The following is a 20,659-nucleotide window of genomic DNA, read 5'->3' on the forward strand; positions in this document are numbered from 1 at the left end:
TCCCACAGGGGCACGGCAGGGCCGTGGTGGGCTACGCGGCGTGCGTGAGCGCGGTGAGCTCGATCGCGACGGTCGCCGGCGTGATGCTCGGCGCGGTGGTGCCTGCGAAGGTGATCCACGGCGAGGCCGAGCCGCGCACCCACCGGTACGAGCACGCGGTGCGGCCGATCTCGACCGCCGTCGCCCTGCCGGTGTTCGCCTTCCTCTCGGCAGGCGTCAGCGTCGTCGGCGACGGCTTCGGCGAGCTCGTCACCCAGCCGGTCGCGATCGCCATCGTCGTCGGCCTCATCGTCGGCAAGCTCGTCGGCGTCCTCGGCGTCACGGCACTCGTGACCAGGGTCACGCCGCTGCGACTGCCCGATGGCATCGGCCTGCGCGACCTGCGGCCGATCGCGCTGCTGACCGGCATCGGCTTCACGGTCTCGCTGCTCATCGCCGAGCTCTCGTTCCCCGACGCCGTGCACACCGACGCGGCGAAGCTCGCGATCCTGATCGGCTCGGCCATCGCCGCGATCCTCGCTGCGATCGAGCTGCGCCGGGACGCCCGCCGCGCGAGGAGCCGCGACATGAACGAGGACGGCGTCGTCGACCGGCCGTGGCCCGTCATCGGCGGCAGCGGCTCCTGACGGGCTGCTCGCCGCCGGCACCGCGTGCTGCGCGGCGGATCGGCATCACCGTGGCAGGGGCGCGCGCAGCGCGTCGCCGAGCTCGGCGCGCACCGCGTCGACGAGCGACGGGTCGCGTGCTGCGAGCCTGCCGAACTCGTCGATGAGCGCATGCAGCTCCTGCAGCTCGGCCACCGACAGGTCGGCCTCCGTCACGAGCGGCGCCAGGTGCCGTCGCAGCGCCTCGTAGGGGCGAGGCGCTGCGATGCCGAGCCCGTCGAGGAGGCGCCACGCGTACGCGTCGGGGATGAAGACGCGCCGCGCGAAGGCGTAGAGCGCGATCACGTCGGCCGTCTCGGGGCCGACTCCGGTGACCTCGAGCAGCGACGCGCGCAACGCGTCGTCGTCGAGGTGCTCCAGCATGTCGTGCTCGCCGTCGACCTCGACCGTCGTCCACCGCGCCAGCGCGATGATCGCGCGACCCTTCGCCAGCATGAAGCCGCTGCGATCGAGCGACGGCACCAGGTGCTCCGGCGTGGTGGCGGCGAGCGACGGTGGATGCAGCAGCCCCGCCGCCCGCAGCCTCGTGAGGCTGATGACGGCGTTCTCCCACCGCGTGCGCTGCACGAGGACGGCGCCGAGCATCATCTCGAAGCGGGTCTCGGCCGGCCACCAGCCCTGCGGTCCCATGCGCGCCAGCAGCGCGTCGTGGAGGGCCCTCAGGAGGGGGAGGGGCGGAGCGTGCGGGGCTGGCATGGGCCCGACGATCGTCTCACGGTGGAGGCCTCCCCCGACCGCGTCGCGGCTACGACCGCCGCGGCATCGCGCGCCCTGCGTGCAGGAACGCCGCAGGCCCCTCGTCGCCCGTGAACGCGTACACGGTGTGCATGCCCATGCGCGGCTCGACGCCGATGAGGCTGCCTGCGCCGTGCGGCACGACCAGGGTGCGGCTCGCCGGCTGCCCCATCGCGGCGAGGATGCCCTGCGGCACCTCGTCGGCCCAGAGCCGGCCGTCGTCGTCGCGCGAGATGGTCGTCTCCATGATCGAGGTCGAGTAGGTGCCGACGAAGCGCGCCGCCTCCTGCTCCGCGAGCGTCGCGTCCGTCGACTCGGGGGTCGGTCGCGGCTTCAGCACGTCGGCGCCCACGAGCCGCTCGAACGCTGCGGCGAGCAGCTCGCGACCCATCGCCATCGCGTCGCCGCCGTTCACCGACAGCGCGATCGCGACGCCTGCCGACGGGATGACGCGCAGGAACGACGACTGGCCGACGGTGCCGCCGTCGTGCGAGACCATGCGTCCCAGCGGCGTCTCGACGATGTCCCAGCCGAGCCCCCATGCGTCGCCCATGATGCCGATGTCGGGGATGACGCCCTGCACGTCCTGCATCGCAGCGACCGACGCCTCGCTCAGCACCCGCGTGCCGTCGGCTGCGACGCCGCCGTCGACGTGCATCTGCACGAACGTCAGCAGGTCGCGCAGGCGCATCGCGAGGCTCGAGCCTGCGGGGCCGTTCGATCGTGCGAGCGCCCACATGGGAGCTGGCATCGATCCGTCTGGTGTGGCGAGATGTCCCTGCGCCACGCGATGCACGATCGCCTCGTACGGGCCCGGGGCCGTGTGGGTGAGCCCGAGCGGTTGGATGAGGCGCTCGGCGAGCGCCTGCTCGAAGTGCGTGCCGCGCAGCACCTCGACGATGCGTCCGAGCACCACGAACCCCGCGTTGCTGTACGAGAACTCGGTGCCGGGGGAGAACAGCTGCGGGATGTCGGCGAGCGCGGCGACGTAGCGCTCGACGCAGTCGTCGCCTCTGCCGGTGTCGGTGAAGACGTCGCCCTCGAAGCCCGCGCGATGCGAGAGCAGGTGCCTGGCGGTGATGGCCGCCGAGGCGGCCTCGTCGGCGACGGCGAAGTCGGGGAGCACGGCGCGGATGGGCGCATCGAGGTCGAGCAGTCCCTCGTCGACGAGCTGCATGACGAGCGTCGCCGTCCACACCTTCGTGAGGGAGCCGATCTGGAACAGCGAGTCGGTCGTCGCCTCCACGCCCGTGCCGAGGTGCAGGATGCCGCTCGCCGCATCGACGATCTCGCCGCCCGTCAGCACGGCGCTCGCGGCGGCCGGCACGCCGTGCGCGTCGATGAGACGGGGGAGCTCGCTCGTGAGCCACTCGCGGATCTCGTCCGCAGCGGCGACGGTGTTCGTCATGGCATGACCGTAGAAGGCAGGCGGTCGCCTGCGTTCGGCCGATCGGACGACGTGCCGGCCGCCGGCTCGTGCGATCGCACGAAGCCGCCGCGCGTCGTCCGTGCCGTCACGCCCTGGGGCATGGCGGGCGCGTCGGCAGCGCACCGCGTGGCGACACCTCGTCGATCGCAGCGGCGATGCGCTCGAGCGCATCCCACGTCTCGTCCAACGCCTGTCGCAGCTCGGCGTCGTCGGCGCCGTCGTCGTTCCGTGCTGCCATGGGTCCGGCTTCCCTCGCTCGACGCGCACCGCGGCTGCGGGCCCCGCTGCCATGGGCGACAGGACTCGCAAGGGTGTGCGGAGCGGGGTCTCGGCTCGACTCCCACTGTGACACACATGCGTCGTCGGCGGTGCCATCCTCCGACGGCGCTGTCAACCGTCTCCGCCGCCGCGCGACGCTCCCTAGCCTTCGACCATGCTCCCCACCGACGACGAGGCGCACATCCTCCCGCACCTCACCGCCCGACCGGTCGCATCCGTGCGGGGACGCTGACGTGCGCCGCTTCGCGTGCCCCTCGTGCGCGCAGGAGGTCTTCTTCGACTCCCTGACCTGCTCCCGATGCCACACGACGCTGCTGTACGACCTGACCGACGACACGATGCTCGCGGCGACCGAGCAGGACGGCGATGGTCGCAGCCCCTGCGCGAACGCCGAGCTCGTGCGGTGCAACTGGGCAGCCGCCGCATCCGACGCGCTCTGCGCATCCTGCGTGCTCACACGCACTCGGCCGGACGACGACGACGCCGAGGGGATGCGTCTGTGGCCCGCGGCCGAGGAGGCGAAGCGGCAGCTGGTGCGCGACATCACGAGGCTCGGCTTCCCGCTGCCCGGCGACGACGAGCCGCCACTCGCGTTCGACCTGCTCTCGAGCGTCGAGCGGGACGTCACGATCGGTCACGCGAACGGCGTCATCACCATCGACCTCGCCGAGGGGGAGCACAGCCACCGGGAGCGGGTGCGGGAGCGGCTCGCGGAGCCCTACCGCACCATGCTCGGGCACGTGCGCCACGAGAGCGGCCACTACTTCGAATGGCGGCTCGTCGAGGGCACGGACCGCATCGACGAGGCACGCGACCTCTTCGGCGACGAACGCGCCGACTATCGGGCATCCATCGACCGCCACTACCGCGACGGCCCGCCCGAGGGGTGGCAGCGACGCTTCCTCAGCGCGTACGCCACGATGCATCCGTACGAGGACTTCGCCGAGTCGTGGGCGCACTTCCTGCACATTCACGACACCCTCGAGACGGCGACGGCATTCGGGCTCACGCCACCGGTGGATGCGTCCGCGCACGAGCTCATCGTCACCGCGTGGCTGCCGTTCGCGACCGCGATGAACGTCGTCAACCGCTCCCTCGGTCGACGTGACCTCTACCCGTTCGTGCTGCCCGACGCGGTCGTCGCGAAGATCGCGTTCATGGACTCGCTGCGCGCATGACGTCGTCGCACCCAGGCTTGCGCCTTCCGTAGCGGCATGTGGTCGGCTGGACGCATCGAGCCCGACCGAAGGAAGGTCCACGCATGCATCCGTCGCTTCGTCCCCCGCGTCAGGTGAAGATCGGCGACGCCGCCTCGTTCGTCGGCGTCACGCCGCGAGCGATCCGCCACTACCACCAGATCGGGGTGCTGCCGGAGCCCGAGCGCGGCGGCGACGGCCGACGCCGATACGGCTACGACGAGATGCTCCGACTGCTGTGGATCCGCACGATGGCCGACGCCGGGATCGCGTTGGACGACATCCGCGATGCCTTCGCGGACACGGCTCCCGCCCATGCCGCGGACGACCACGAGGTCGAGGACCTCCTGGAGCGGCTGGAGCGGCGGCTTGCCGCGCAGGAGGCCGAGCTGCGGCAGCAGCGCGCGAAGGTGCAGCGGATGCGAGCGCGAGGCAGCAGGGTGGGCCTGCTCTCCGACATCGTCGCCGATCGTCTCGAGGGCCTCGCCGAGGGGGCGCTGCGACGGGCGGACCTCGACGCCCTGCTCGTGACCGAGCGCATGCTCGGGCCGCTCGTCGCGGCCGTCCAGGCGTCGCGCTGCATCGCCTTGGCGACCCACCCGGATCTGCGCGAGGGCTCCGACCGCGTCGACGCAGCCGAGGAGGCGCTCGACGACGCGGTCGCCGTCGACGACCCGCGCGTGGCGCAGGTGGCGGCGCAGCGGCACGCATTCGAGCAGGCGCTGCACGCCCGCATCGACGCGTCCGGTCTGGCGCAGGAGGAGGAGGCGCTGCTCGACGAGTGGGATGCGCTGCATCCCGGTGATGCCGACGAGGGCAGGTCCGGGCAGGCGGGAGCGGCGTGCTCGATGCGGAGCGTACCGGAGGCCATGCGGGCGATGCCCTACGACCTCTCGCCGGCACGCCTGCGCTGCATGGAGCTGGCGCTCGTGATGGACGTCGACGCCGGCACGCTGCCGCCGCCGGGCGGCGGAAGCGGCGACGAGTAGGTTCGGAGGATGCGCGCCATCACCGTGACCGACGATCACCGCATGTCCCTCGTCGAGGTCGATGAGCCGTCGGCCGGCGACGGGGAGGTCCTCGTCGACGTCGTCGCAGCCGGGGTCAATCGGGCCGACCTCGCGCAGGTCGCCGGCCACTACCCGCCGCCTGCCGGCGCATCCGAGGTGCCGGGTCTCGAGGTCTCCGGCCACCGCCGCGACACGGGCGAGGCCGTCGTCGCGCTGCTCGCGGGCGGCGGCTACGCCGACGTCGTGGCCGTCCCGACCGCGCAGCTGCTGCCCGTGCCGCACGGGATCGACCTCGTCGACGCGGCTGGCGTCGTCGAGGTCGCCGCCACGGCCGTCTCCAACCTCGTGCTCGAAGGAGGCCTGCGCCCCGTCGCCCCGGCCGGCGACCGGGATGCCGCGTCGGTGCAGACGGTGCTGGTCCACGGCGCCACCGGTGGCGTCGGCACGTTCGCCGTGCAGCTCGCGAGCGCGCTCGGTGCACGGGTGCTCGCGGTCGCGGGCTCTCGCGACGGCGCCGAGCGCCTCCGCAGCCTCGGTGCCGCTGCCGCGTGGGACCGCCACGCCGTCGACCTCGTGCAGGCCGTGCGGGATGAGGGCGGCGCCGACCTCGTGCTCGACGTCCTCGGCGGCGACGCGCTCGATGACAACGTGGCGATGCTGCGCGAGTTCGGCCGAGTCGTCGTGATCGGCACGATGCGCGGCTCCTCGGGGTCGCTCGATCTCGGCGCGCTCATGGCCAAGCGTGCACGCATCATCGGCACGACGGTGCGCTCCCGGTCGATCGCCGACAAGCGCCGCATCCTCGAGGCCGTCGAGCGGATCGCCTGGCCGCTGCTCGAGTCCGGTCGCATCGCCGTGCCCATCCACGCGCGCCTGCCGCTGGCAGAGGCGGCGCGGGCGCACGCGATGCTGCGCGACGGAGGCCACTACGGCAAGGTCGTCCTCGAGGTCGCGGCGCCGCGCTGACCCTCTGGCTGCGATGCGGTCACGGCGCGCTCGGGTCCCCTCCTACAGCCGGCCGACGCCTGCGAGGTCGTCGATCCCCGGCTCCACGTCGGAGGCGGAGTCCGCGGCCTCGACGTGCAGCGCGTCCGGCGCCACGATCTCGACGAGCCGCACCGTCGCCACGCCGTGCAGGAGTCCCTCGTGGGAGGCGAGCGCGACGCACGCGACCTCGGCGGGGAAGTCGAGCGAGGCGATCGCGGCGTCGAGCGCCGCCGCCGCCTCCGCCGCGTCTGCACCCGTGTACGAGATGGCCTGGGTGTTGAGGGATGACATGCCGCGAGCGTAGGCGAGCGTCCGACCGGCTGGACAGGCGGGCGTTCGCCGTGGTCGGGTGTGCTAGTGGCGGCGAGAGGCCTCGGCCGGATGCGACGGCGCGGCTCGCCCGTCAGCGATCGAGCAGCACGCGGACCTGCCTGGCGACGTCGTCGACGATCGCGTCGATGCCGATGGCCGGGTCGGCAGCCGAGGCCAGCGCGACGAACGTGATCGCCGTGACGACGTGGGCGACGACCGCCGCCCGCTCAGGGTCGAGACCGTGACGCTGCAGCGACTCGACCATCGCGGCCTCCGTCTGCGCGACGATGGCCAGGGCTGCGGCGTGGTGCGGCTCGTTCGCGTCGCCGAACGCCATCTCGCGCAGGTAGGTGCGGCCGTTCTCGACATGCGCCCGGTTGCACTCGACCACGGGGCGCACGATGGCCAGCACGGCCGACAGCGCGTCCGCTGCGGTCGCTGCATCGACGATCCCGCGCTCGAGGGCGGCGGCGTAGTGCGCGTTCTGCACGAGCAGGAGCAGCTCGCCCTTGCTGCGCGCGTAGAGGAAGAGCGTCCCCGTGCCGATGTCGGCCCGGTCTGCGATCTGCTGCGTCGTGACCTCGTCGACGCCGTGCTCGGCGAACAGCTCGCTCGCAGCGGCGACGATCCGATCGAGCTTGAGCTGCTTGTTGCGCTCGCGCCGACCGGTCCGGGAGGCGACGTCCATCCGTTCCTCCGCTGCGTCGTGGGTGGGTGATGCCGAGGGCGCCGCCGTCATCTTCCCACGACCGCGGAGACGCCTCAGCGACCGAGGAAGTCGACCACGAGCGGGGCGAAGCGCTCATGGAACTGGAAGATGCCCCCGTGCCCCGACCCGGGGTAGATGACGAGCTGCGATCCCGGGATGCGTCGATGCAGGTCCTCCGACAGCACCGAGGGCACCATCCGGTCCTGGTCGCCGTTGGCGATGAGCGTCGGCATCGTGCAGACCGACAGGTCCGATGGTGCCGAGCGGCCGAAGCGCTGGATGGCGCGCAGCTGCGTCTGGAACGCCTTCGTGCCGATGGGGGCATCGCGATCCACCGTGCGCTCCCGCAGACGCCGCACGAAGTCCTTCGCCGCACGCTTGCCGGCGTCGTCGCGGGGGAAGAAGAGGAACTCCTTCGGGTCCGACCGCGTGACGGTGGCGCGCAGGATGTCCCAGTAGGTGGTGCGCACGACCTTGTCCATGTCCTTGCCGCCTCGCGGTCCCGTGCCGGTGAGCACGAGCCTGCGGACGAGGTCGGGATGCGCCACGACGAGGTCCTGGGTGATCATGCCGCCCATCGAGAACGACAGGACGTCGATCTGCGTGAAGCCCATCGCCGAGAGGAATGCGAACGCGTCGTCGGCCATCTCCTCGATCGTGCCGGGTACGGTGCCGCTCGAGGCACCCACCCCTGCGTTGTCGAATGCGATGACGCGGCGGTGCTGCGCGATGGGGTCGACGATCCGCGGATCCCAGTTGTCGAGCGTCGCGGCGAGGTGGACGAAGAGCACCACGGGCACCCCGCCGCGGGGGCCGAGGTCTCGGTAGGCGAACGTCGTGCGTCCTGCGGTGATCGTCGCCGTGGGCGCATGGGCGTAGGACGTGACGATGGGTTCGGGTCGTGGGTCGTCGGTCGACATGCTGCTCCTCGAGGGATGGACGCTGGCGTGCGGGCGGGTGCCGGTCAGGCGAGGACGTGCACGACGCGCTTGCCGCGACCGCCACCCGTGCCGAGGCTCTCGACGGCGCGAGCGGTGTCGTCGAAGCCGACGACGGCGCCGACGACCGGCCGGATGGCGCCCGCGTCGACGAGCGCGGCGAGCTCGCGCAGCTGCGCTCCGTCGGCGCGCATGAACAGGAACTCGTACCGCACCCCGAGCCGCCTCGCGCGCCGGCGCGTGCGGCTGCTCAGCGCGCCGATCGCGAGCCGCAGCGGCAACGCGAGTCCCTGCGTGCGGGCGAACGCGGGATCCGGCGGGCCTGCGATGCCGACGACGAGGCCACCGGGGCGCAGCACGTGCATCGAGCGTTCGAGGTTCTCGCCGCCGAGGCTCTCGAGCACGAGGTCGTAGTCGCGGACGATCTCGACGAAGTCCTGCGACCGGTGGTCGATGACGACGTCGGCACCGAGGGAGCGCACGAAGTCGGCGTTGGCGGCGCTCGCGGTCGTCGCGACCGTCGCGCCGAGATGCTTCGCGAGCTGGATCGCGATGGATCCGACACCGCCGGCGCCTGCGTGGATGAGCACCCGCTGGCCGGGTTGGACGCGACCGCGCTCGACGAGCGCCTGCCAGGCCGTGAGCGCGACGAGCGGCAGCGATCCCGCCTCGACGACATCGATCGAGGTCGGGCGCAGCGCGACGTCGCTCGCGCGGACGGCGATGCGCTCGGCGAACGTGCCGATCCGCCCCGATGCAGGGCTCGCGTAGACCTCGTCGCCCGGTTGCAGGTCGCGGACGCCTGCGCCGACTCGCACGATGGTGCCCGCGACGTCCGCGCCGAGGATCTGGGGGAGGCGGAAGGGCAGGATCTGGCGGAAGTCCCCGCTGCGGATGCGCTCGTCGATGTGGTTGAGGCCGGCGGCCTCGATGCGGATCAGCACGTCGTCGTCGCCGACGACGGGCTCTGGCGCCTCGATCTCCTCGATCGGCTGCCCGTACTTCGTGACGGCGAATGCTCGCATGCTGCGCTCCACTTTCCTGACTCCACTCAAGAGTGAGCATACTCAGAAATACGGATGGCGCAATGCCGGCGAGGACGATGCCGTCGTTGCGATGCCGCACGTCGGCGAGCGCACAGGCGGCGCGACGCATCCGCGATGATGGAGTCGGTCCATCCAGGGAGGTCGCACGATGCCCTCGACCGTCCTCGCACCCGTCACGAGCGAGCTCGTCATCCGACGCAGCCGCTTCCTCGGCAGGGTCGAGCCGGCTTCGGGCCGCGACGAGGCGCAGCGCGTCGTCGCAGCGCTGCGGCGCGCGCACCCCGATGCGGCGCACGTCTGCTGGGCGCTCGTCGCCGGCGGCGAGTCGGCGGCCGTCGACGACGGCGAGCCGTCGGGCACGGCGGCCAGGCCCATGATGGAGGTGCTGCGCCACCACGACCTCGACGGCGTGCTGGCGACCGCCGTGCGGTACTTCGGGGGCGTCAGGCTCGGCGCGGGCGGGCTCGTGCGGGCGTACTCGTCGACGGTCGCGACCGCCATGCAGCAGGCCGAGCTCGTCGCGGTGCGCCGGCTCGTCGAGCTCGAGGTCTCGGTGCCGTACGCGCTCGAGGGCGCGCTGCGCCGCGAGCTCGAGGCGAGCGGCGCCGGGCTCGATCGCGTCGCGCACGGCACGGCGGTCGCCGCGACGTTCGCGATCGACGAGGCGGCGGCCGCGGGCGTCGTGGCCCGCATCGACGACCTCGCGCAGGGCGGGGCCGAGTGGCTCCGTCCGCTCGCCTGAGCGCCGGCGGCAGCCGCCAGGGGCCCGGCCCTCGCGCCGACTAGGCCGTGGGCGAGGCGTACTCCTCGGGCTCGACGTCGCCGTCGCCGTCGCGCTCGGACGTCTCCGTCACAGGCTCCTCGGTCTCGGGATCGGTGGCGAAGTCGGGGTCGGAGGCGGTGGGGTCGCCGATGCTCTCGCTGATGGTGTCGCTCATGCCAGCCACGATCCTCGATCGGGAGCGGATGCGCGACCCCGTTGCGTCGTGCCCCGCCTCACTCCACGCCCGGTCGCCCACGGCCGCGCTTCGTCTCGGACCGCTGCCGCTTCGCGTCGAGCCTGCGACGCTGCGAGCCTCGCGTCGGGCGCGTCGCGCGCCGCGGCGTCGCGGGCATGAGGGCGTCGCGCAGCAGCGTCGCGAGCCGCTCGCGCGCGGCCATGCGGTTCTGCCGCTGCGCGCGATGCTCGGAGGCCGCGATCGTGAGCACGGATCCCACGAGTCGCTCGCCGAGCCGCGCGACCACCCGAGCCCGCTGCACGTCGCTCAGCGCGGTCGTCGTCGCGAGGTCGATGCTCAGCTGCACCCGCGAGTCGGTCGTGTTCACGCCCTGGCCGCCAGGGCCCGACGACCGCGAGAACTGCTCGCGCAGCTCCGCCGCCGGGATCGTGAGACCACGCGGCGCACCTGGGCCCGGGGGCACGCGCAGGTCGTCCATGCCTCGAGCATGCCGCACGCCCGGTGCGCGCGCCCAGCGTCCGTGCGACGCGTAGTCTCGGCCGGGGCCGCCAGCACGATCGACCGATCGGCGCGTCGAGCCGACGACCGGGAGGGGCGGGCATGACGGCTGCACGCGCGACCCACACCGCCTCGTCACGCGGCGATGCGAGCGTCCGCCGGTTCCGTCGCGTCGCCCGCTCCGGGTTCGCCCTCAACGGCCTCCTCCATCTGCTGCTGGCCGGCATCGCCCTGCGCCTCGCGTTCGGCGACGCCGACGGCGCCTCCGTCGACCAGTCGGGCGTGCTGCACCAGCTCGCGAGCACCATGCTCGGCCGCGTGCTGCTGTGGGCCGCTGTCGTCGGGCTGCTGACGCTCGGCCTCTGGCAGGTCACGCAGGCCCTCGTGCTCATCGACGCACCCCGCAGGCTCGTGCGCTGGGGCAAGCGGGTCGTCGAGGCCGTGAAGGGCGTCGTCTACCTCGCGCTCGGAGGCAGCGCCCTGCTCGTCGCGCTCGGCGCCTCGGGCCCGAGCTCCCAAGACGTCGCACGCGTCGCCGACGCGCTGCTGCGCAGCCAGGCGGGCGTCGTCATCCTGCTCGCCATCGGCCTCACGGTGCTCGGCGTCGGCATCGGCTTCACGAGCATCGGCATCCGCGGCACGTTCACGAAGCTCATCCGCGTGCCCACCGGCGCCAGGCGACGCGTGGTGATGGTGCTCGGCAGGATCGGCTACGTCGCGAAGGGCGTCGCGCTCGGCATCGTCGGCGTCGTCGTGGTCGCGGCGGTCGTCACGGGCGATGCGCATCGTGCGACGGGGCTCGACGGCGCGCTGCGCTCGCTGCTCGACGTGCCGCTCGGCGTCGTGCTGCTCGTGCTCATCGCCACGGGCCTGGCGGTGTTCGGCGTCTTCCTGCTCGCCCGCACGCGCCTCGCGCTGCTGTAGCGGTCGCGCCGCGGCGCTACGTCGCGAGCAGCGCGTGCGGGTAGGCGGCCTCGCGACCCTGGAAGGCGAGGATGCTCGGGTTCACGACGACGCCGTCGCGGATCTCGATCGCCCGCTCGATCGTGCGCTCGCCCGCCCACGCATCCGGCCCCTCGAGCACGGTGCGCAGGAACGGCAGCAGCGCCTCGCTGATCTCCCACGTCGCCGAGTTCCACAGGTACGACGGGCTGTGATCGACCGCGTAGTAGTGCACGCCGTCGCCGACGGTGAACATGGGGTCGTCGAACGTCGTCGGCAGCGCCCACTCGAAGCCCATGCCCTCGTCGCACGACACGTCGACGATGAGGCTGCCGGGTGCGAAGCCCGCGAGGTCCTCGGTGCGCAGGTAGGTGAGGGGAGCCGCGACGTCCTGCAGCGTGCAGTTGACGACGATGTCGTGCGAGGCGAGGAAGTCCGGCAGCAGCACGTCGCCGTCTGGCGTGAGCACCTCGGTGCGGTGCGTGGCGCTCTCGCCCTCGACCGTGTTCAGCTGCACGATGCTCGCGGAGTGGATCGGGGCGCTCACGGCGGCGACGTCGCGCTGCGTGAGCACCTGCACGTCGTGCACGCCGTGCGCCATGAGCGCCGTGACGGCGCCGCGCGCCGTCGCGCCGAAGCCGATGACGACGGCCCTGAGGCGCGGGCCGTAGTCGCCGCTCGAGCCGACGAGCTGCATGGCGTGCAGCACCGAGCAGTAGCCGGCGAGCTCGTTGTTCTTGTGGAAGGCGTGCAGGCTGTACTCGCCGCGACGGTTCCAGTGGTGCATGGCCTCGAATGCGATGAGGGTGAGCCTGCGGTCGATCGCCGTCTGCGTCAGGCGCGCGTCCTGCACGCAGTGCGGCCAGCCCCACAGCACCCGACCCTGGGGGATCGCGGCGACGTCGGCGGCCTGCGGCTTCGGCAGCAGCAGCACGTCGGCATCGGCGAGCACCTCGGCACGCGACGCGACCCTGCCGACGCGCGACTCGACGTAGCCGGGCGCGAGCTGGAAGTCGGCGCCGTAGCCGTGCTCGACGATCATCGCCGCACGCACGTCGGCGTCGATGCGATCGAGGTGGTGCGGATGGATCGGCAGCCGCCGCTCGTTCTCCATCGACGAGGTCGCCAGCAGCCCGAGGGTGCGCAACGCTGAGGATTCGTGGACCGAGCCGGACATCCGGGCTCCCATCATCGGGGAACCTCGAGTCAGCTCCTGTGCGCAGCCTACGCTGCGCGCGCACGGGCCTCGCCGGCCTCGGTCCCGGCTGTCAGGCTGGCGAGGGCTGCAGGTGACGCGACGGATGGGCGCCTGGCCGACGATGCACGAGGGGATGCCGTGGAGCACGCAGCACCAGAGGGACGCAGGCCGGGAGCAGACGGCGTCGCGGTACGCGGGGCGCGCACGCACAACCTCGCCGGGGTCGACGTCGACATCCCGCGCGACGCGCTCGTGGCCTTCACCGGCATCTCGGGCTCCGGCAAGAGCTCGCTCGCGTTCGGCACGATCTACGCCGAGTCGCAGCGGCGCTACGTCGAGTCGGTCGCGCCGTACGCGCGCAGGCTCATGAGCCAGGTGACCGCGCCCGACGTCGACGCGATCGAGGGCCTCCCGCCCGCCGTCGCGCTGCCGCAGCAGCGCTCCGGAGGCAGCGCACGCTCGAGCGTCGGCAGCGCGACGACGATCGCCAACGTGCTGCGCATGCTGCTGTCGCGCGTCGGCACCTACCCCGAGGGCGCGCCGATGCTGCTCGCGGAGGACTTCTCGACGAGCACGGTGCAGGGCGCGTGCCCCGCCTGCCACGGGCTGGGCCGCGTCTACGACGTGCCGGTGGCGCGCATGGTGCCTGACGACTCGCTCTCGATCGCGGAGGGCGCGCTCGCGGCATGGCCGACCGCGTGGCACGGGCAGCAGCTGCGCGACAGCCTCGTCTCGCTCGGCTACGACCCCGACGTGCCGTGGCGCGACATCTCGGCGGAGCGGCGCGAGTGGGCGCTGCACACGCGGGAGACGCCGCAGGTGCCGGTGTTCCGCGGGCTGACGCCGCGGCAGGTGTGGGCAGCGGTCGAGGCGGGTGACGAGCCGTCGTACATGAGCTCGTTCGTCGGCGTGGAGCGGTACGTGCTCGACACGTTCGCGGGGTCGAAGAGCGCGCGCATGCGCGAGAAGGCAGCCGGGTTCATGGCGAGCGTCGTCTGCTCGGCCTGCGACGGCAGGCGGCTGCGGCAGGATGCGCTCGCGGTGACGTTCGAGGGGCACGACATCACCGAGATCGCCGGCATGCCGCTCGAGGACGTCGCGCGGCTCGTCGCGCGTGCGCTCGATCCGGCGTGGACGCCGCTGGGCGAGCGCGGCGAGATCGCGCCCGAGCGTCGGCTCGCGGCGCAGCGGCTCGCCAGCGAGATGGGCTCGCGCATCGCCCCGCTCATCGACCTCGGGCTCGGGTACCTGTCGCTCGACCGCGCGACCCCGACGCTCTCGTCGGGAGAACTGCAGCGCATGCGCCTGGCGACGCAGGTGCTCTCGCAGCTGTTCGGTGTCGTCTACGTGCTCGACGAGCCCTCCGCCGGGCTGCACCCTGCCGACACGGAGGCGCTGCTGGGCATCCTGCGCAGCCTGCACGAGGCCGGCAACTCGGTGTTCTTCGTCGAGCACGCGCTCGACGTCATCCGCGCCGCCGACTGGATCGTCGACATCGGCCCGGGCGCGGGCGCCCAGGGCGGGGCGGTCGTCTACTCCGGACCGCTCGAGGGCCTCCGCGACGTCGAGGCGTCGGTGACGCGGCGGTACCTGTTCGACGACGCGGAGGCGCTGCCGCTGCCGTCGCGCGCTCGTCGCGCGACGGCCGAGCGACTCGAGCTCGTCGACGCGACGCGCAACAACGTGCGCGGGCTGTCGGTCGGCGTGCCGCTGGGGGCGCTCACGGCGGTGACGGGGGTGTCGGGCTCCGGCAAGTCGACGCTCGTGACGCGGATCCTCCCTGACCTCCTCGGTGCCGGGGAGGACGTCGACGCCGACGACGCCGTCGACGCGGCGGACGCGGGCGAGGCGTCGGATCTCATCCTCGCGCCGTCGGACGCGGCCACGACGGGTCGCGCGGTCGGACACGACGGGAGGGTGCGTCGCGTCGTGCAGGTGAGCCAGAGGCCCATCGGTCGCACGCCGAGGTCGAACGTCGCGACCTACACGGGGCTCTTCGACCGCGTGCGCGCCCTGTTCGCAGCGACGCCCGAGGCGCGCAGGCGCCGCTACGGCGCGAGCCGGTTCTCGTTCAACCGTCCGAGCGGGCGGTGCCCGACGTGCAAGGGCGAGGGCACGATGGAGGTCGAGCTGCTCTTCCTGCCGACGGTGCATGCGCCGTGCGCCACGTGCGGTGGCAGCCGGTTCGCCGCCGACACGCTCGAGATCGAGCTCGACGGCAGGAGCGTCGCCGACGTGCTCGCGATGAGCGTCACCGACGCGCGCGCCGCGTTCGACGACCCCGAGCTCGTCCGCCACCTCGACGCACTGCTCGACGTCGGGCTCGGCTACGTGTCGCTCGGGCAGCCGGCGACCGAGCTGTCGGGAGGCGAAGCGCAACGCGTCAAGCTCGCCTCCGAGCTGCGGCGCACGTCGCGCGGCGACACCCTCTACCTGCTCGACGAGCCGACGTCCGGCCTGCACCCTGCGGATGCGGATCGCCTGCTCGGGCATCTGCAGCGCCTCGTCGACGGCGGCAGCACCGTCGTCGTCGTCGAGCACGACATGCGGATCGTCGCCGAGGCCGACTGGGTGATCGACCTCGGGCCCGGGGCGGGCGACGCGGGCGGCGAGGTCGTCGCGCAGGGGACGCCGGAGGCGGTCGCCGAGGCCGACGGCAGTGCGACGGCGCCGTACCTGGCTGCCGCGCTGCGCAGGCGGGCGGCGCGCGCGGCGTGAGCGGCGTCCACGCTCAGGCGCGGATGCGAGGGTCATGGGCATGGCTGTGCTGTGCGCGAGGCTCCGGGCCCCTCTGCAGGCGATCGGTGCGCTCGTCGTCGCGCTCGCGCTCGTCGCGATCGTGCTCGACGTGCTCGGGGTCGGCGTCGACCTCGGGGGCGGGGGAGCGCTCGTCGTCGTGGTGGGGGTGCTGCTGCTCGGCGTCGCCTTCGCGATGACGACCGCGGCTCCTGCGGTCGGCGGCGAGCCGCTCGTGGTCGACAGCCCCGTCGCGGGTGCGTGGATGGCGATCAACTCGCCGACGACGACGGTGCCCAGCCACGGCACCCACGGGTACGGGCAGACGTACGCCGTCGACCTCATCGCCGTGCCAGATGGCATCCCGCGTCCCGAGCTCGGGAAGGCGGGCGGCGGGTTCCTGCCGCCAGAGCGCTTCCCCGCGTTCGGGCAGCCGGTGCACGCGCCCGCCGACGGCGAGGTCGTGCGCGTCGTCGACGGCATCCGCGACCATCGCAGCCGCTCCTCGTGGCTGGCCCTGGCCTGGTTCTTCGTCGAGTCGGTGCCGCGCGAGCTGCGCGGCGCTCGCGGCATGCTCGGCAACCACGTCGTGCTGCGCCTCGCCGACGGCACGCACTTCGCGATCGCGCATCTGCGCCGGCACAGCGTCGTCGTCGCGGCGGGCGATCGGGTCGCGGCCGGTGCGCTGCTGGCAGCGTGCGGCAACACGGGCAACTCGACCGAGCCGCACGTGCACTGCCAGCGGCAGGACGTCGCGAGCACCGCGCGAGCCGTCGGGCTGCCGTGGACGCTCCGCGACCGCGGCATACCCGGCACCGCGGAGACGGCGACGCTCGAGGTCGCATCTGCTCCGTGAGCGGCGCGTGCGCACCCGCCGGCCGCCGACCTGTCATGCTTCGAAGATGGGCGAACACTACGACACACGCGATCAGGCAGTCGAGGCGCTCCACACGCAGCTCGCTCGCCTCGGCTTCACGACGGGCCGGCTCGACGTCGCCGCGCTCGAGGCCGACGTGCTCCGCGAGGACACGCGGCGACCGGCGCGCACGGCTGGATGGACCTTCGATCCCACTCGCGGCGAGGCGCTGCGGCGCAAGGCCGAACGCTACCGCCGCTGATCAGGCTCCGTCGTCGCGACCGTCGCGGTCGTCCTCTCGGATGGCCGCGACGTCGGGCATGATGCCCTGGTCGCGCAGCGCCTCGGCGCGCTCGTCGACCGCAGCATCCTCCGCGCCTCCCAGGCGGGCGTCGTCGGGGTCGTGCTGCGGGTCGGCGTCCGGGTGCTCGGTGCTCATGCGGCCACGCTAGGGCTGCCGCGAGCGCACCGCGCGGCCTGGACACGGCGACCGGTGCGTGCCACGGTGACGGCGTCGTGCCTCAGACGTCGACGACGTCGGCGTGGGCGATCTCGTCGCCCGACGCCGCGCGGATCTCGACCGACGCGACGTCCTCGCGCAGCACGGCCGCGTTGAGGCGACAGTCGATCGTGACGTCGGTGCCGAGCATCGCACCCGAGGCGAACTCGGTGCCGTCCTCGCCGACGACGACGACCGTGAACGCCTCGCCGCTCGGCAGGCCGTCGATCGTCAGCACCGTCTCGGTGCCCCAGGTGTGCGCGACGAGGGCACCCTCGATCGCCACGGCGGAGGGGGCGCCGACGAAGTCGACCTCCTCGACGGCGCCGAGCGTGCCCGCCGGGCCCTGCACGGCCTGCGCGTCGCGCTCGCCGAAGGCGGCGGCTCCGATGCCGACGCCGATCGCGAGGCATGCCGCGGCGGCGGCCGCGGCGGGCAGCAGCAGGCGACGGCGTCGCCTGCGCGCGTCGAGCGAGACGGGGGCCGCGGCGCGCTCGGATGCGGATGCGGATGCGGCCGCGGGTGCAGGCTGCGGCTCGGGCGTCGCGTCGTCGCCGATCGTCGCGATGCGCGCCACGAGGTCGCCAGAGGGCTCGACGTCGTCCCATGCCTCGACGCCCTCGAGTCGAGCGACGAGCGCGGCGAGCTGCTCGCGCTCGGTCTCGGCGTCGGGGTGCGCCGCGTCGAGCGCCGCGAGCTCCGCCTCCTCCGCGGCGGTCAGCTCGCCTGCGAGCGCGGCGGCAGCGAGCTCGGCGTGCCGCTCGGCGTTGGGGTCATGCATCGGTCGTGTCCTGTTCGTCGAGGATGGCGCGCAGGGAGCGCAGCGCGTAGAACACGCGCGTGCGCAGCGTCGGCACCGCGACGCCCGTCGCCGCCGCGTGCTCCGCGTACGTCATGCCCTGCAGGTGGATCGCGACGATCGCCGCGCGGTGCGGCTCGCTGAGCCGGGCGAGCGCCTCGACCATCCCGAGCCGCTCCAGCGGATCCCGATCGTCGGAGGCCTGCTCGGGCGCGTCGTCGTGCGGCACGAGCCTCGGCGTGCGCTCGCGTGCGCGGTACGCGTCGAGCACGACGCGGCGCTCGATCGCGAACAGCCATGTGCGCACGCTGCCGCGCTCCGCGTCGAACGATGCACGGGCGCGCCACGCGCGCAGGAACGTCTCCTGCACGCAGTCCTCTGCGAGGGCGCGGTCGTGCAGCGCGTTCACGGCGAAGCCGAGCAGCGCCGACCCGTGCTGCGCGAACGCGGCACGCACGTCGAACGTCGCTGCGGGCGCGGCCGTCTCCGGCAGCGATCGCGCAGCCGGGCGGGCGACGTCGGCCGGGCGATCGAGCATCGCTCTCCGTCCCGCCGTGCGTCGTGGCATCGCGATGGTCATCGCTGCCCCCTCCAGGATATCCGCGCCCTCGTGGCGTCCTCGATGGGGGATACGCCGCGACCGGCCTCGGCGTTCATCCGACGCGGCGGCGCGCGACACGCAGGAATCTCAAATGCCGATGAACGCATGGGCATGGCAGCGCGTATGCCCTGGTGAGCGGCCTCGACCGAAGCGGCCGCCCGTCGAAGAGGGAGCACCGCATGCACACCCGAACACCAGCACGGATGGTCGCGATCGGCGGCGTCGCGGTCGTCGCGCTCGCGATGGCCGTGCCCACGCTCGCGCAGGCCGCGACCGACGTCGACCCGCCCGCCGAGTTCTCGAGCGCCTTCGTGGTGACCGCCACGCCCGACCAGGTCATCACGAACGACGGCGCCGAGGCGCCGGGCGAGGAGGGTGCGACGGGTCGTTTCCTCTTCCAGATCGATGCCGAGCAGGAGATCATCTGCTACTCGATCACCCTCGCGGGCGTCACGGGCGACTACCAGAGCCCTGCGACGACGGCGACGCACATCCACGAGGCGGAGGCCGGTCAGCCGGGACCCCCGCGCATCGCCTTCCCGAACCCCGTCGACGACGGCACCGGCACGCGCACGAGCGAGGGCTGCCTCCAGGGCCCGTTCACGACCGGCGTGCTCGACGCTGAGGGCGTCGACACCGGCGAGGGCTTCTCGCTCGCCGAGCTCGAGGCGAACCCCGCGGGGTTCACGGGCGACTCGCACACCGTCGACTTCCCGGCGGGCGTCGTGCGCGGGCAGCTCGCGCAGGGTGCGCTCGAGGTCGCCGAGCCCGAGGCGTTCACGAGCGCCTTCACGGTCGCGGCGACGCCCGATGCGGTGATCGCGAGCGACGGCGCCGAGGCGCCGGGCGAGCAGGGCGCGACGGGCGACTTCACCTTCCGCATCGACGCCGACCAGGAGATCATCTGCTACGCCATCACGCTCACGGGCGTCACGGGCGACTACCAGAGCCCGGCGATCACGGCCACGCACATCCACGAGGCGGCGGCGGGCGCTGCGGGTCCGCCGCGCATCGCCTTCCCGAACCCCGAGGGCAGCGGTGACACGCGCACGAGCGAGGGATGCCTGCAGGGTCCGTTCGCGACCGGCGTGCTGAGCCCGGAGGGCGTCGACACCGGCACGGGCTTCACGCTCGCGCAGATCGAGGCAGACCCGGCCGCCTTCACGGGCGACTCGCACACCGTCGACTTCGTGCCTGGCGTCGTGCGCGGCCAGCTCGAGGAGTCGGAGGTCGAGGCATCGCCGGTGGCGAGCGAGGCTGTCGAGGCGCCCGAGGAGTCGGCTGCGGCACCGGGCGACGAGGCCACGGGCCCGCCGGTCGGCCTCATCGTCGGCATCGTCGCGGTGCTCGCCGCCCTCGCGGTCGTCGTGATCCTCATCGTGCGTCGTCGCGGGGCGCAGCAGGGCTGATCCCGCGTCGCGTCGGCGGCGGTCGGTGCTCGCGCCGGCCGCCGCCTGGCGTGCGTCGCGCGCGTCAGGCGCACGCGACGCACGTGCGCGCCTGCGGTCGCGCCTCGAGCCGACCCGACGGGATGACGCGGCCGCAGCGGATGCAGCGAGGCGCGTCGCCGGTCGCGGCGACGTCGGCAGCGGCGTCGAGGTCGGCGAGCGTGCGCACCGCCGTCTCGCGCAGCCCCTCGAGGCGCGACCACTCCTCCGACAGCGGCACCCCGTCGGGATCGTGCTCGTCGTCGTCGGACTCGCCGCGGCGCAGGGCGCGCAGCTCGACGAGCTGCTGCTCGAGCAGCGCGAGCCGCGCCGTCGCTGCGAGGCGCGCCCTGGCGATGCGCTCGGCGTGGGGCTGGTCCATCACGCCATCACAGCACGAGCCACCGACGCCCGTCAGGTGGCGGACTGCCGGCGGGCGGCGCTGCCTGCTCCCTCGAAGCCGGCGGCCCCGCGAGCGCGCGCGGCCGAGAGCGCGACGATCTCGGCGAGGTGGTGCACGACGGCCGTGGTGGCGTGGCCTTCGCCGCCGAGGCTCGCGAGGCGGTCGGGCAGGGAGCGCACGAGCTCCGCCAGGTCGGCGCGAGCGTCGTCGGCGGCGGGGGAGTCCTCGTCGAGCGCGAGCGCGAGCGCCTCGACGGCGTCCCAGAGCCCGGACAGCGCGACGGCGACGGCGCGGTCGAGATCCTGCTCCGACCGCATGCGGTCCATCGACCGCTCGCGGATCGCGCGAACGTCTCCAGCGGCGCCCATCGGAATCCTCCTGCGACATAGGGTTTTCCGGGTGTCGTCGATGCTATCTGCGTGCATGGCCCATCGC

Annotated in this window: 25 protein-coding genes; 10 read left to right on the plus strand and 15 right to left on the minus strand. The window is 73.4% G+C overall.

The window, feature by feature from the left end; all coding sequences use genetic code 11:
• On the plus strand, positions 1-626 hold a 626-nt coding region (locus tag ACZ6H8_RS00460; protein WP_464143356.1), incomplete at its 5' end, for a Na+/H+ antiporter NhaA.
• Positions 627-671: 45 nt separating this feature from the next.
• On the opposite strand, the gene ACZ6H8_RS00465 is transcribed toward ACZ6H8_RS00460, so the two are convergent.
• The 3 genes from ACZ6H8_RS00465 to ACZ6H8_RS00475 all read right to left on the minus strand — a co-directional run bounded on the left by ACZ6H8_RS00465 (position 672) and on the right by ACZ6H8_RS00475 (position 3,067).
• Positions 672-1,295 carry an endonuclease III gene (locus tag ACZ6H8_RS00465; protein WP_464143357.1) on the minus strand — a complete coding sequence of 208 codons (624 nt, stop codon included), beginning with the start codon at positions 1,293-1,295 and terminating at the stop codon, positions 672-674.
• A gap of 115 nt (positions 1,296-1,410) precedes the next feature.
• A complete protein-coding gene (locus ACZ6H8_RS00470) occupies positions 1,411-2,808 on the minus strand; it encodes a serine hydrolase domain-containing protein (protein WP_464143358.1) in 1,398 nt (465 codons plus the stop codon).
• Positions 2,809-2,914: 106 nt separating this feature from the next.
• A complete protein-coding gene (locus tag ACZ6H8_RS00475; protein ID WP_464143359.1) occupies positions 2,915-3,067 on the minus strand; it encodes a hypothetical protein in 153 nt (50 codons plus the stop codon).
• A 274-nt stretch (positions 3,068-3,341) separates the two neighbouring features.
• Here ACZ6H8_RS00475 and ACZ6H8_RS00480 point away from each other — a divergent pair, with 274 nt between their 5' ends.
• The 3 genes from ACZ6H8_RS00480 to ACZ6H8_RS00490 all read left to right on the plus strand — a co-directional run bounded on the left by ACZ6H8_RS00480 (position 3,342) and on the right by ACZ6H8_RS00490 (position 6,280).
• Complete coding sequence (locus ACZ6H8_RS00480) at positions 3,342-4,286, plus strand: zinc-binding metallopeptidase family protein (RefSeq protein ID WP_464143360.1); 945 nt, start codon at positions 3,342-3,344, stop codon at positions 4,284-4,286.
• A gap of 83 nt (positions 4,287-4,369) precedes the next feature.
• A complete protein-coding gene (locus ACZ6H8_RS00485) occupies positions 4,370-5,293 on the plus strand; it encodes a helix-turn-helix domain-containing protein (RefSeq protein WP_464143361.1) in 924 nt (307 codons plus the stop codon).
• A gap of 9 nt (positions 5,294-5,302) precedes the next feature.
• A complete protein-coding gene (locus ACZ6H8_RS00490; protein WP_464143362.1) occupies positions 5,303-6,280 on the plus strand; it encodes an NAD(P)H-quinone oxidoreductase in 978 nt (325 codons plus the stop codon).
• Positions 6,281-6,322: 42 nt separating this feature from the next.
• Here ACZ6H8_RS00490 and ACZ6H8_RS00495 read toward each other — a convergent pair whose 3' ends face one another.
• The 4 genes from ACZ6H8_RS00495 to ACZ6H8_RS00510 form a co-directional block, all read right to left on the minus strand.
• Positions 6,323-6,592, minus strand: a complete 270-nt coding sequence (locus ACZ6H8_RS00495) for a hypothetical protein (RefSeq protein ID WP_464143364.1) — start codon at positions 6,590-6,592, stop codon at positions 6,323-6,325.
• A gap of 112 nt (positions 6,593-6,704) precedes the next feature.
• The gene (locus ACZ6H8_RS00500; protein ID WP_464143365.1) at positions 6,705-7,301 is read right to left on the minus strand and encodes a TetR/AcrR family transcriptional regulator; all 597 of its coding nucleotides are present in this window, start codon (positions 7,299-7,301) and stop codon (positions 6,705-6,707) included.
• 74 nt (positions 7,302-7,375) lie between these two features.
• Positions 7,376-8,242 carry an alpha/beta fold hydrolase gene (locus tag ACZ6H8_RS00505; protein WP_464143367.1) on the minus strand — a complete coding sequence of 289 codons (867 nt, stop codon included), beginning with the start codon at positions 8,240-8,242 and terminating at the stop codon, positions 7,376-7,378.
• 44 nt (positions 8,243-8,286) lie between these two features.
• Positions 8,287-9,285, minus strand: a complete 999-nt coding sequence (locus ACZ6H8_RS00510) for an NADP-dependent oxidoreductase (RefSeq protein ID WP_464143369.1) — start codon at positions 9,283-9,285, stop codon at positions 8,287-8,289.
• 169 nt (positions 9,286-9,454) lie between these two features.
• Here ACZ6H8_RS00510 and ACZ6H8_RS00515 point away from each other — a divergent pair, with 169 nt between their 5' ends.
• Positions 9,455-10,048, plus strand: a complete 594-nt coding sequence (locus tag ACZ6H8_RS00515; protein WP_464143371.1) for an IMPACT family protein — start codon at positions 9,455-9,457, stop codon at positions 10,046-10,048.
• Positions 10,049-10,088: 40 nt separating this feature from the next.
• Here ACZ6H8_RS00515 and ACZ6H8_RS00520 read toward each other — a convergent pair whose 3' ends face one another.
• Both ACZ6H8_RS00520 and arfB read right to left on the minus strand, forming a co-directional pair.
• Entirely contained in the window at positions 10,089-10,244 is a 156-nt protein-coding gene (locus tag ACZ6H8_RS00520; protein WP_464143373.1) for a hypothetical protein, read from the minus strand.
• A gap of 58 nt (positions 10,245-10,302) precedes the next feature.
• Positions 10,303-10,743 carry an alternative ribosome rescue aminoacyl-tRNA hydrolase ArfB gene (gene arfB, locus ACZ6H8_RS00525; protein WP_464143374.1) on the minus strand — a complete coding sequence of 147 codons (441 nt, stop codon included), beginning with the start codon at positions 10,741-10,743 and terminating at the stop codon, positions 10,303-10,305.
• Positions 10,744-10,865: 122 nt separating this feature from the next.
• On the opposite strand from arfB, the gene ACZ6H8_RS00530 reads away from it, so the two are divergent.
• Complete coding sequence (locus ACZ6H8_RS00530; protein WP_464143375.1) at positions 10,866-11,687, plus strand: DUF1206 domain-containing protein; 822 nt, start codon at positions 10,866-10,868, stop codon at positions 11,685-11,687.
• Between the two features lie 16 nt (positions 11,688-11,703).
• Here ACZ6H8_RS00530 and ACZ6H8_RS00535 read toward each other — a convergent pair whose 3' ends face one another.
• Positions 11,704-12,882, minus strand: a complete 1,179-nt coding sequence (locus ACZ6H8_RS00535) for a N(5)-(carboxyethyl)ornithine synthase (RefSeq protein ID WP_464143376.1) — start codon at positions 12,880-12,882, stop codon at positions 11,704-11,706.
• A 387-nt stretch (positions 12,883-13,269) separates the two neighbouring features.
• On the opposite strand from ACZ6H8_RS00535, the gene ACZ6H8_RS00540 reads away from it, so the two are divergent.
• Genes ACZ6H8_RS00540 through ACZ6H8_RS00550 form a run of 3 tightly spaced genes read left to right on the plus strand, consistent with a single transcriptional unit; the run spans position 13,270 to position 16,757 of the window.
• Positions 13,270-15,621, plus strand: coding sequence for an excinuclease ABC subunit UvrA (locus ACZ6H8_RS00540; RefSeq protein ID WP_464143493.1), 2,352 nt, complete (start codon positions 13,270-13,272; stop codon positions 15,619-15,621).
• A 40-nt stretch (positions 15,622-15,661) separates the two neighbouring features.
• Positions 15,662-16,495, plus strand: a complete 834-nt coding sequence (locus ACZ6H8_RS00545; RefSeq protein ID WP_464143377.1) for a M23 family metallopeptidase — start codon at positions 15,662-15,664, stop codon at positions 16,493-16,495.
• A 46-nt stretch (positions 16,496-16,541) separates the two neighbouring features.
• Complete coding sequence (locus ACZ6H8_RS00550) at positions 16,542-16,757, plus strand: hypothetical protein (RefSeq protein WP_464143379.1); 216 nt, start codon at positions 16,542-16,544, stop codon at positions 16,755-16,757.
• On the opposite strand, the gene ACZ6H8_RS00555 is transcribed toward ACZ6H8_RS00550, so the two are convergent.
• The 3 genes from ACZ6H8_RS00555 to ACZ6H8_RS00565 form a co-directional block, all read right to left on the minus strand.
• Complete coding sequence (locus tag ACZ6H8_RS00555) at positions 16,758-16,934, minus strand: hypothetical protein (protein WP_464143380.1); 177 nt, start codon at positions 16,932-16,934, stop codon at positions 16,758-16,760.
• An 82-nt stretch (positions 16,935-17,016) separates the two neighbouring features.
• Positions 17,017-17,775 carry a hypothetical protein gene (locus ACZ6H8_RS00560; RefSeq protein WP_464143381.1) on the minus strand — a complete coding sequence of 253 codons (759 nt, stop codon included), beginning with the start codon at positions 17,773-17,775 and terminating at the stop codon, positions 17,017-17,019.
• Positions 17,768-18,331, minus strand: a complete 564-nt coding sequence (locus ACZ6H8_RS00565) for a sigma-70 family RNA polymerase sigma factor (RefSeq protein ID WP_464143383.1) — start codon at positions 18,329-18,331, stop codon at positions 17,768-17,770. Before ACZ6H8_RS00565 ends, ACZ6H8_RS00560 begins: the two co-directional genes overlap by 8 nt.
• A 242-nt stretch (positions 18,332-18,573) precedes the next feature.
• On the opposite strand from ACZ6H8_RS00565, the gene ACZ6H8_RS00570 reads away from it, so the two are divergent.
• On the plus strand, positions 18,574-19,803 hold the full coding sequence (locus ACZ6H8_RS00570) for a CHRD domain-containing protein (RefSeq protein WP_464143384.1): 1,230 nt from the start codon (positions 18,574-18,576) through the stop codon (positions 19,801-19,803).
• Between the two features lie 64 nt (positions 19,804-19,867).
• On the opposite strand, the gene ACZ6H8_RS00575 is transcribed toward ACZ6H8_RS00570, so the two are convergent.
• Together ACZ6H8_RS00575 and ACZ6H8_RS00580 are read right to left on the minus strand one after the other, a co-directional pair.
• A complete protein-coding gene (locus ACZ6H8_RS00575; protein ID WP_464143385.1) occupies positions 19,868-20,203 on the minus strand; it encodes a TraR/DksA C4-type zinc finger protein in 336 nt (111 codons plus the stop codon).
• 32 nt (positions 20,204-20,235) lie between these two features.
• Positions 20,236-20,592 carry a hypothetical protein gene (locus ACZ6H8_RS00580; protein WP_464143387.1) on the minus strand — a complete coding sequence of 119 codons (357 nt, stop codon included), beginning with the start codon at positions 20,590-20,592 and terminating at the stop codon, positions 20,236-20,238.
• Between the last annotated feature and the right edge of the window lie 67 nt (positions 20,593-20,659).

This window comes from Agrococcus sp. AC640b, from assembly GCF_979255995.1.

What these genes read in the sequence shown, in the direction of transcription:
- ACZ6H8_RS00565 (WP_464143383.1), bottom strand. Translation starts at nt 18,331, where the DNA reads ATGCTCGATCGCCCGGCCGACGTCGCCCGCCCGGCTGCGCGATCGCTG.
- ACZ6H8_RS00515 (WP_464143371.1), top strand. Translation starts at nt 9,455, where the DNA reads ATGCCCTCGACCGTCCTCGCACCCGTCACGAGCGAGCTCGTCATCCGA.
- ACZ6H8_RS00550 (WP_464143379.1), top strand. Translation starts at nt 16,542, where the DNA reads ATGGGCGAACACTACGACACACGCGATCAGGCAGTCGAGGCGCTCCAC.
- ACZ6H8_RS00545 (WP_464143377.1), top strand. Translation starts at nt 15,662, where the DNA reads ATGGCTGTGCTGTGCGCGAGGCTCCGGGCCCCTCTGCAGGCGATCGGT.
- ACZ6H8_RS00475 (WP_464143359.1), bottom strand. Translation starts at nt 3,067, where the DNA reads ATGGCAGCACGGAACGACGACGGCGCCGACGACGCCGAGCTGCGACAG.
- arfB (WP_464143374.1), bottom strand. Translation starts at nt 10,743, where the DNA reads ATGGACGACCTGCGCGTGCCCCCGGGCCCAGGTGCGCCGCGTGGTCTC.
- ACZ6H8_RS00535 (WP_464143376.1), bottom strand. Translation starts at nt 12,882, where the DNA reads ATGTCCGGCTCGGTCCACGAATCCTCAGCGTTGCGCACCCTCGGGCTG.
- ACZ6H8_RS00490 (WP_464143362.1), top strand. Translation starts at nt 5,303, where the DNA reads ATGCGCGCCATCACCGTGACCGACGATCACCGCATGTCCCTCGTCGAG.
- ACZ6H8_RS00495 (WP_464143364.1), bottom strand. Translation starts at nt 6,592, where the DNA reads ATGTCATCCCTCAACACCCAGGCCATCTCGTACACGGGTGCAGACGCG.
- ACZ6H8_RS00555 (WP_464143380.1), bottom strand. Translation starts at nt 16,934, where the DNA reads ATGAGCACCGAGCACCCGGACGCCGACCCGCAGCACGACCCCGACGAC.
- ACZ6H8_RS00530 (WP_464143375.1), top strand. Translation starts at nt 10,866, where the DNA reads ATGACGGCTGCACGCGCGACCCACACCGCCTCGTCACGCGGCGATGCG.
- ACZ6H8_RS00580 (WP_464143387.1), bottom strand. Translation starts at nt 20,592, where the DNA reads ATGGGCGCCGCTGGAGACGTTCGCGCGATCCGCGAGCGGTCGATGGAC.
- ACZ6H8_RS00485 (WP_464143361.1), top strand. Translation starts at nt 4,370, where the DNA reads ATGCATCCGTCGCTTCGTCCCCCGCGTCAGGTGAAGATCGGCGACGCC.
- ACZ6H8_RS00465 (WP_464143357.1), bottom strand. Translation starts at nt 1,295, where the DNA reads ATGGGACCGCAGGGCTGGTGGCCGGCCGAGACCCGCTTCGAGATGATG.
- ACZ6H8_RS00570 (WP_464143384.1), top strand. Translation starts at nt 18,574, where the DNA reads ATGCACACCCGAACACCAGCACGGATGGTCGCGATCGGCGGCGTCGCG.
- ACZ6H8_RS00575 (WP_464143385.1), bottom strand. Translation starts at nt 20,203, where the DNA reads ATGGACCAGCCCCACGCCGAGCGCATCGCCAGGGCGCGCCTCGCAGCG.
- ACZ6H8_RS00505 (WP_464143367.1), bottom strand. Translation starts at nt 8,242, where the DNA reads ATGTCGACCGACGACCCACGACCCGAACCCATCGTCACGTCCTACGCC.
- ACZ6H8_RS00510 (WP_464143369.1), bottom strand. Translation starts at nt 9,285, where the DNA reads ATGCGAGCATTCGCCGTCACGAAGTACGGGCAGCCGATCGAGGAGATC.
- ACZ6H8_RS00540 (WP_464143493.1), top strand. Translation starts at nt 13,270, where the DNA reads ATGAGCCAGGTGACCGCGCCCGACGTCGACGCGATCGAGGGCCTCCCG.
- ACZ6H8_RS00560 (WP_464143381.1), bottom strand. Translation starts at nt 17,775, where the DNA reads ATGCATGACCCCAACGCCGAGCGGCACGCCGAGCTCGCTGCCGCCGCG.
- ACZ6H8_RS00500 (WP_464143365.1), bottom strand. Translation starts at nt 7,301, where the DNA reads ATGGACGTCGCCTCCCGGACCGGTCGGCGCGAGCGCAACAAGCAGCTC.
- ACZ6H8_RS00470 (WP_464143358.1), bottom strand. Translation starts at nt 2,808, where the DNA reads ATGACGAACACCGTCGCCGCTGCGGACGAGATCCGCGAGTGGCTCACG.
- ACZ6H8_RS00520 (WP_464143373.1), bottom strand. Translation starts at nt 10,244, where the DNA reads ATGAGCGACACCATCAGCGAGAGCATCGGCGACCCCACCGCCTCCGAC.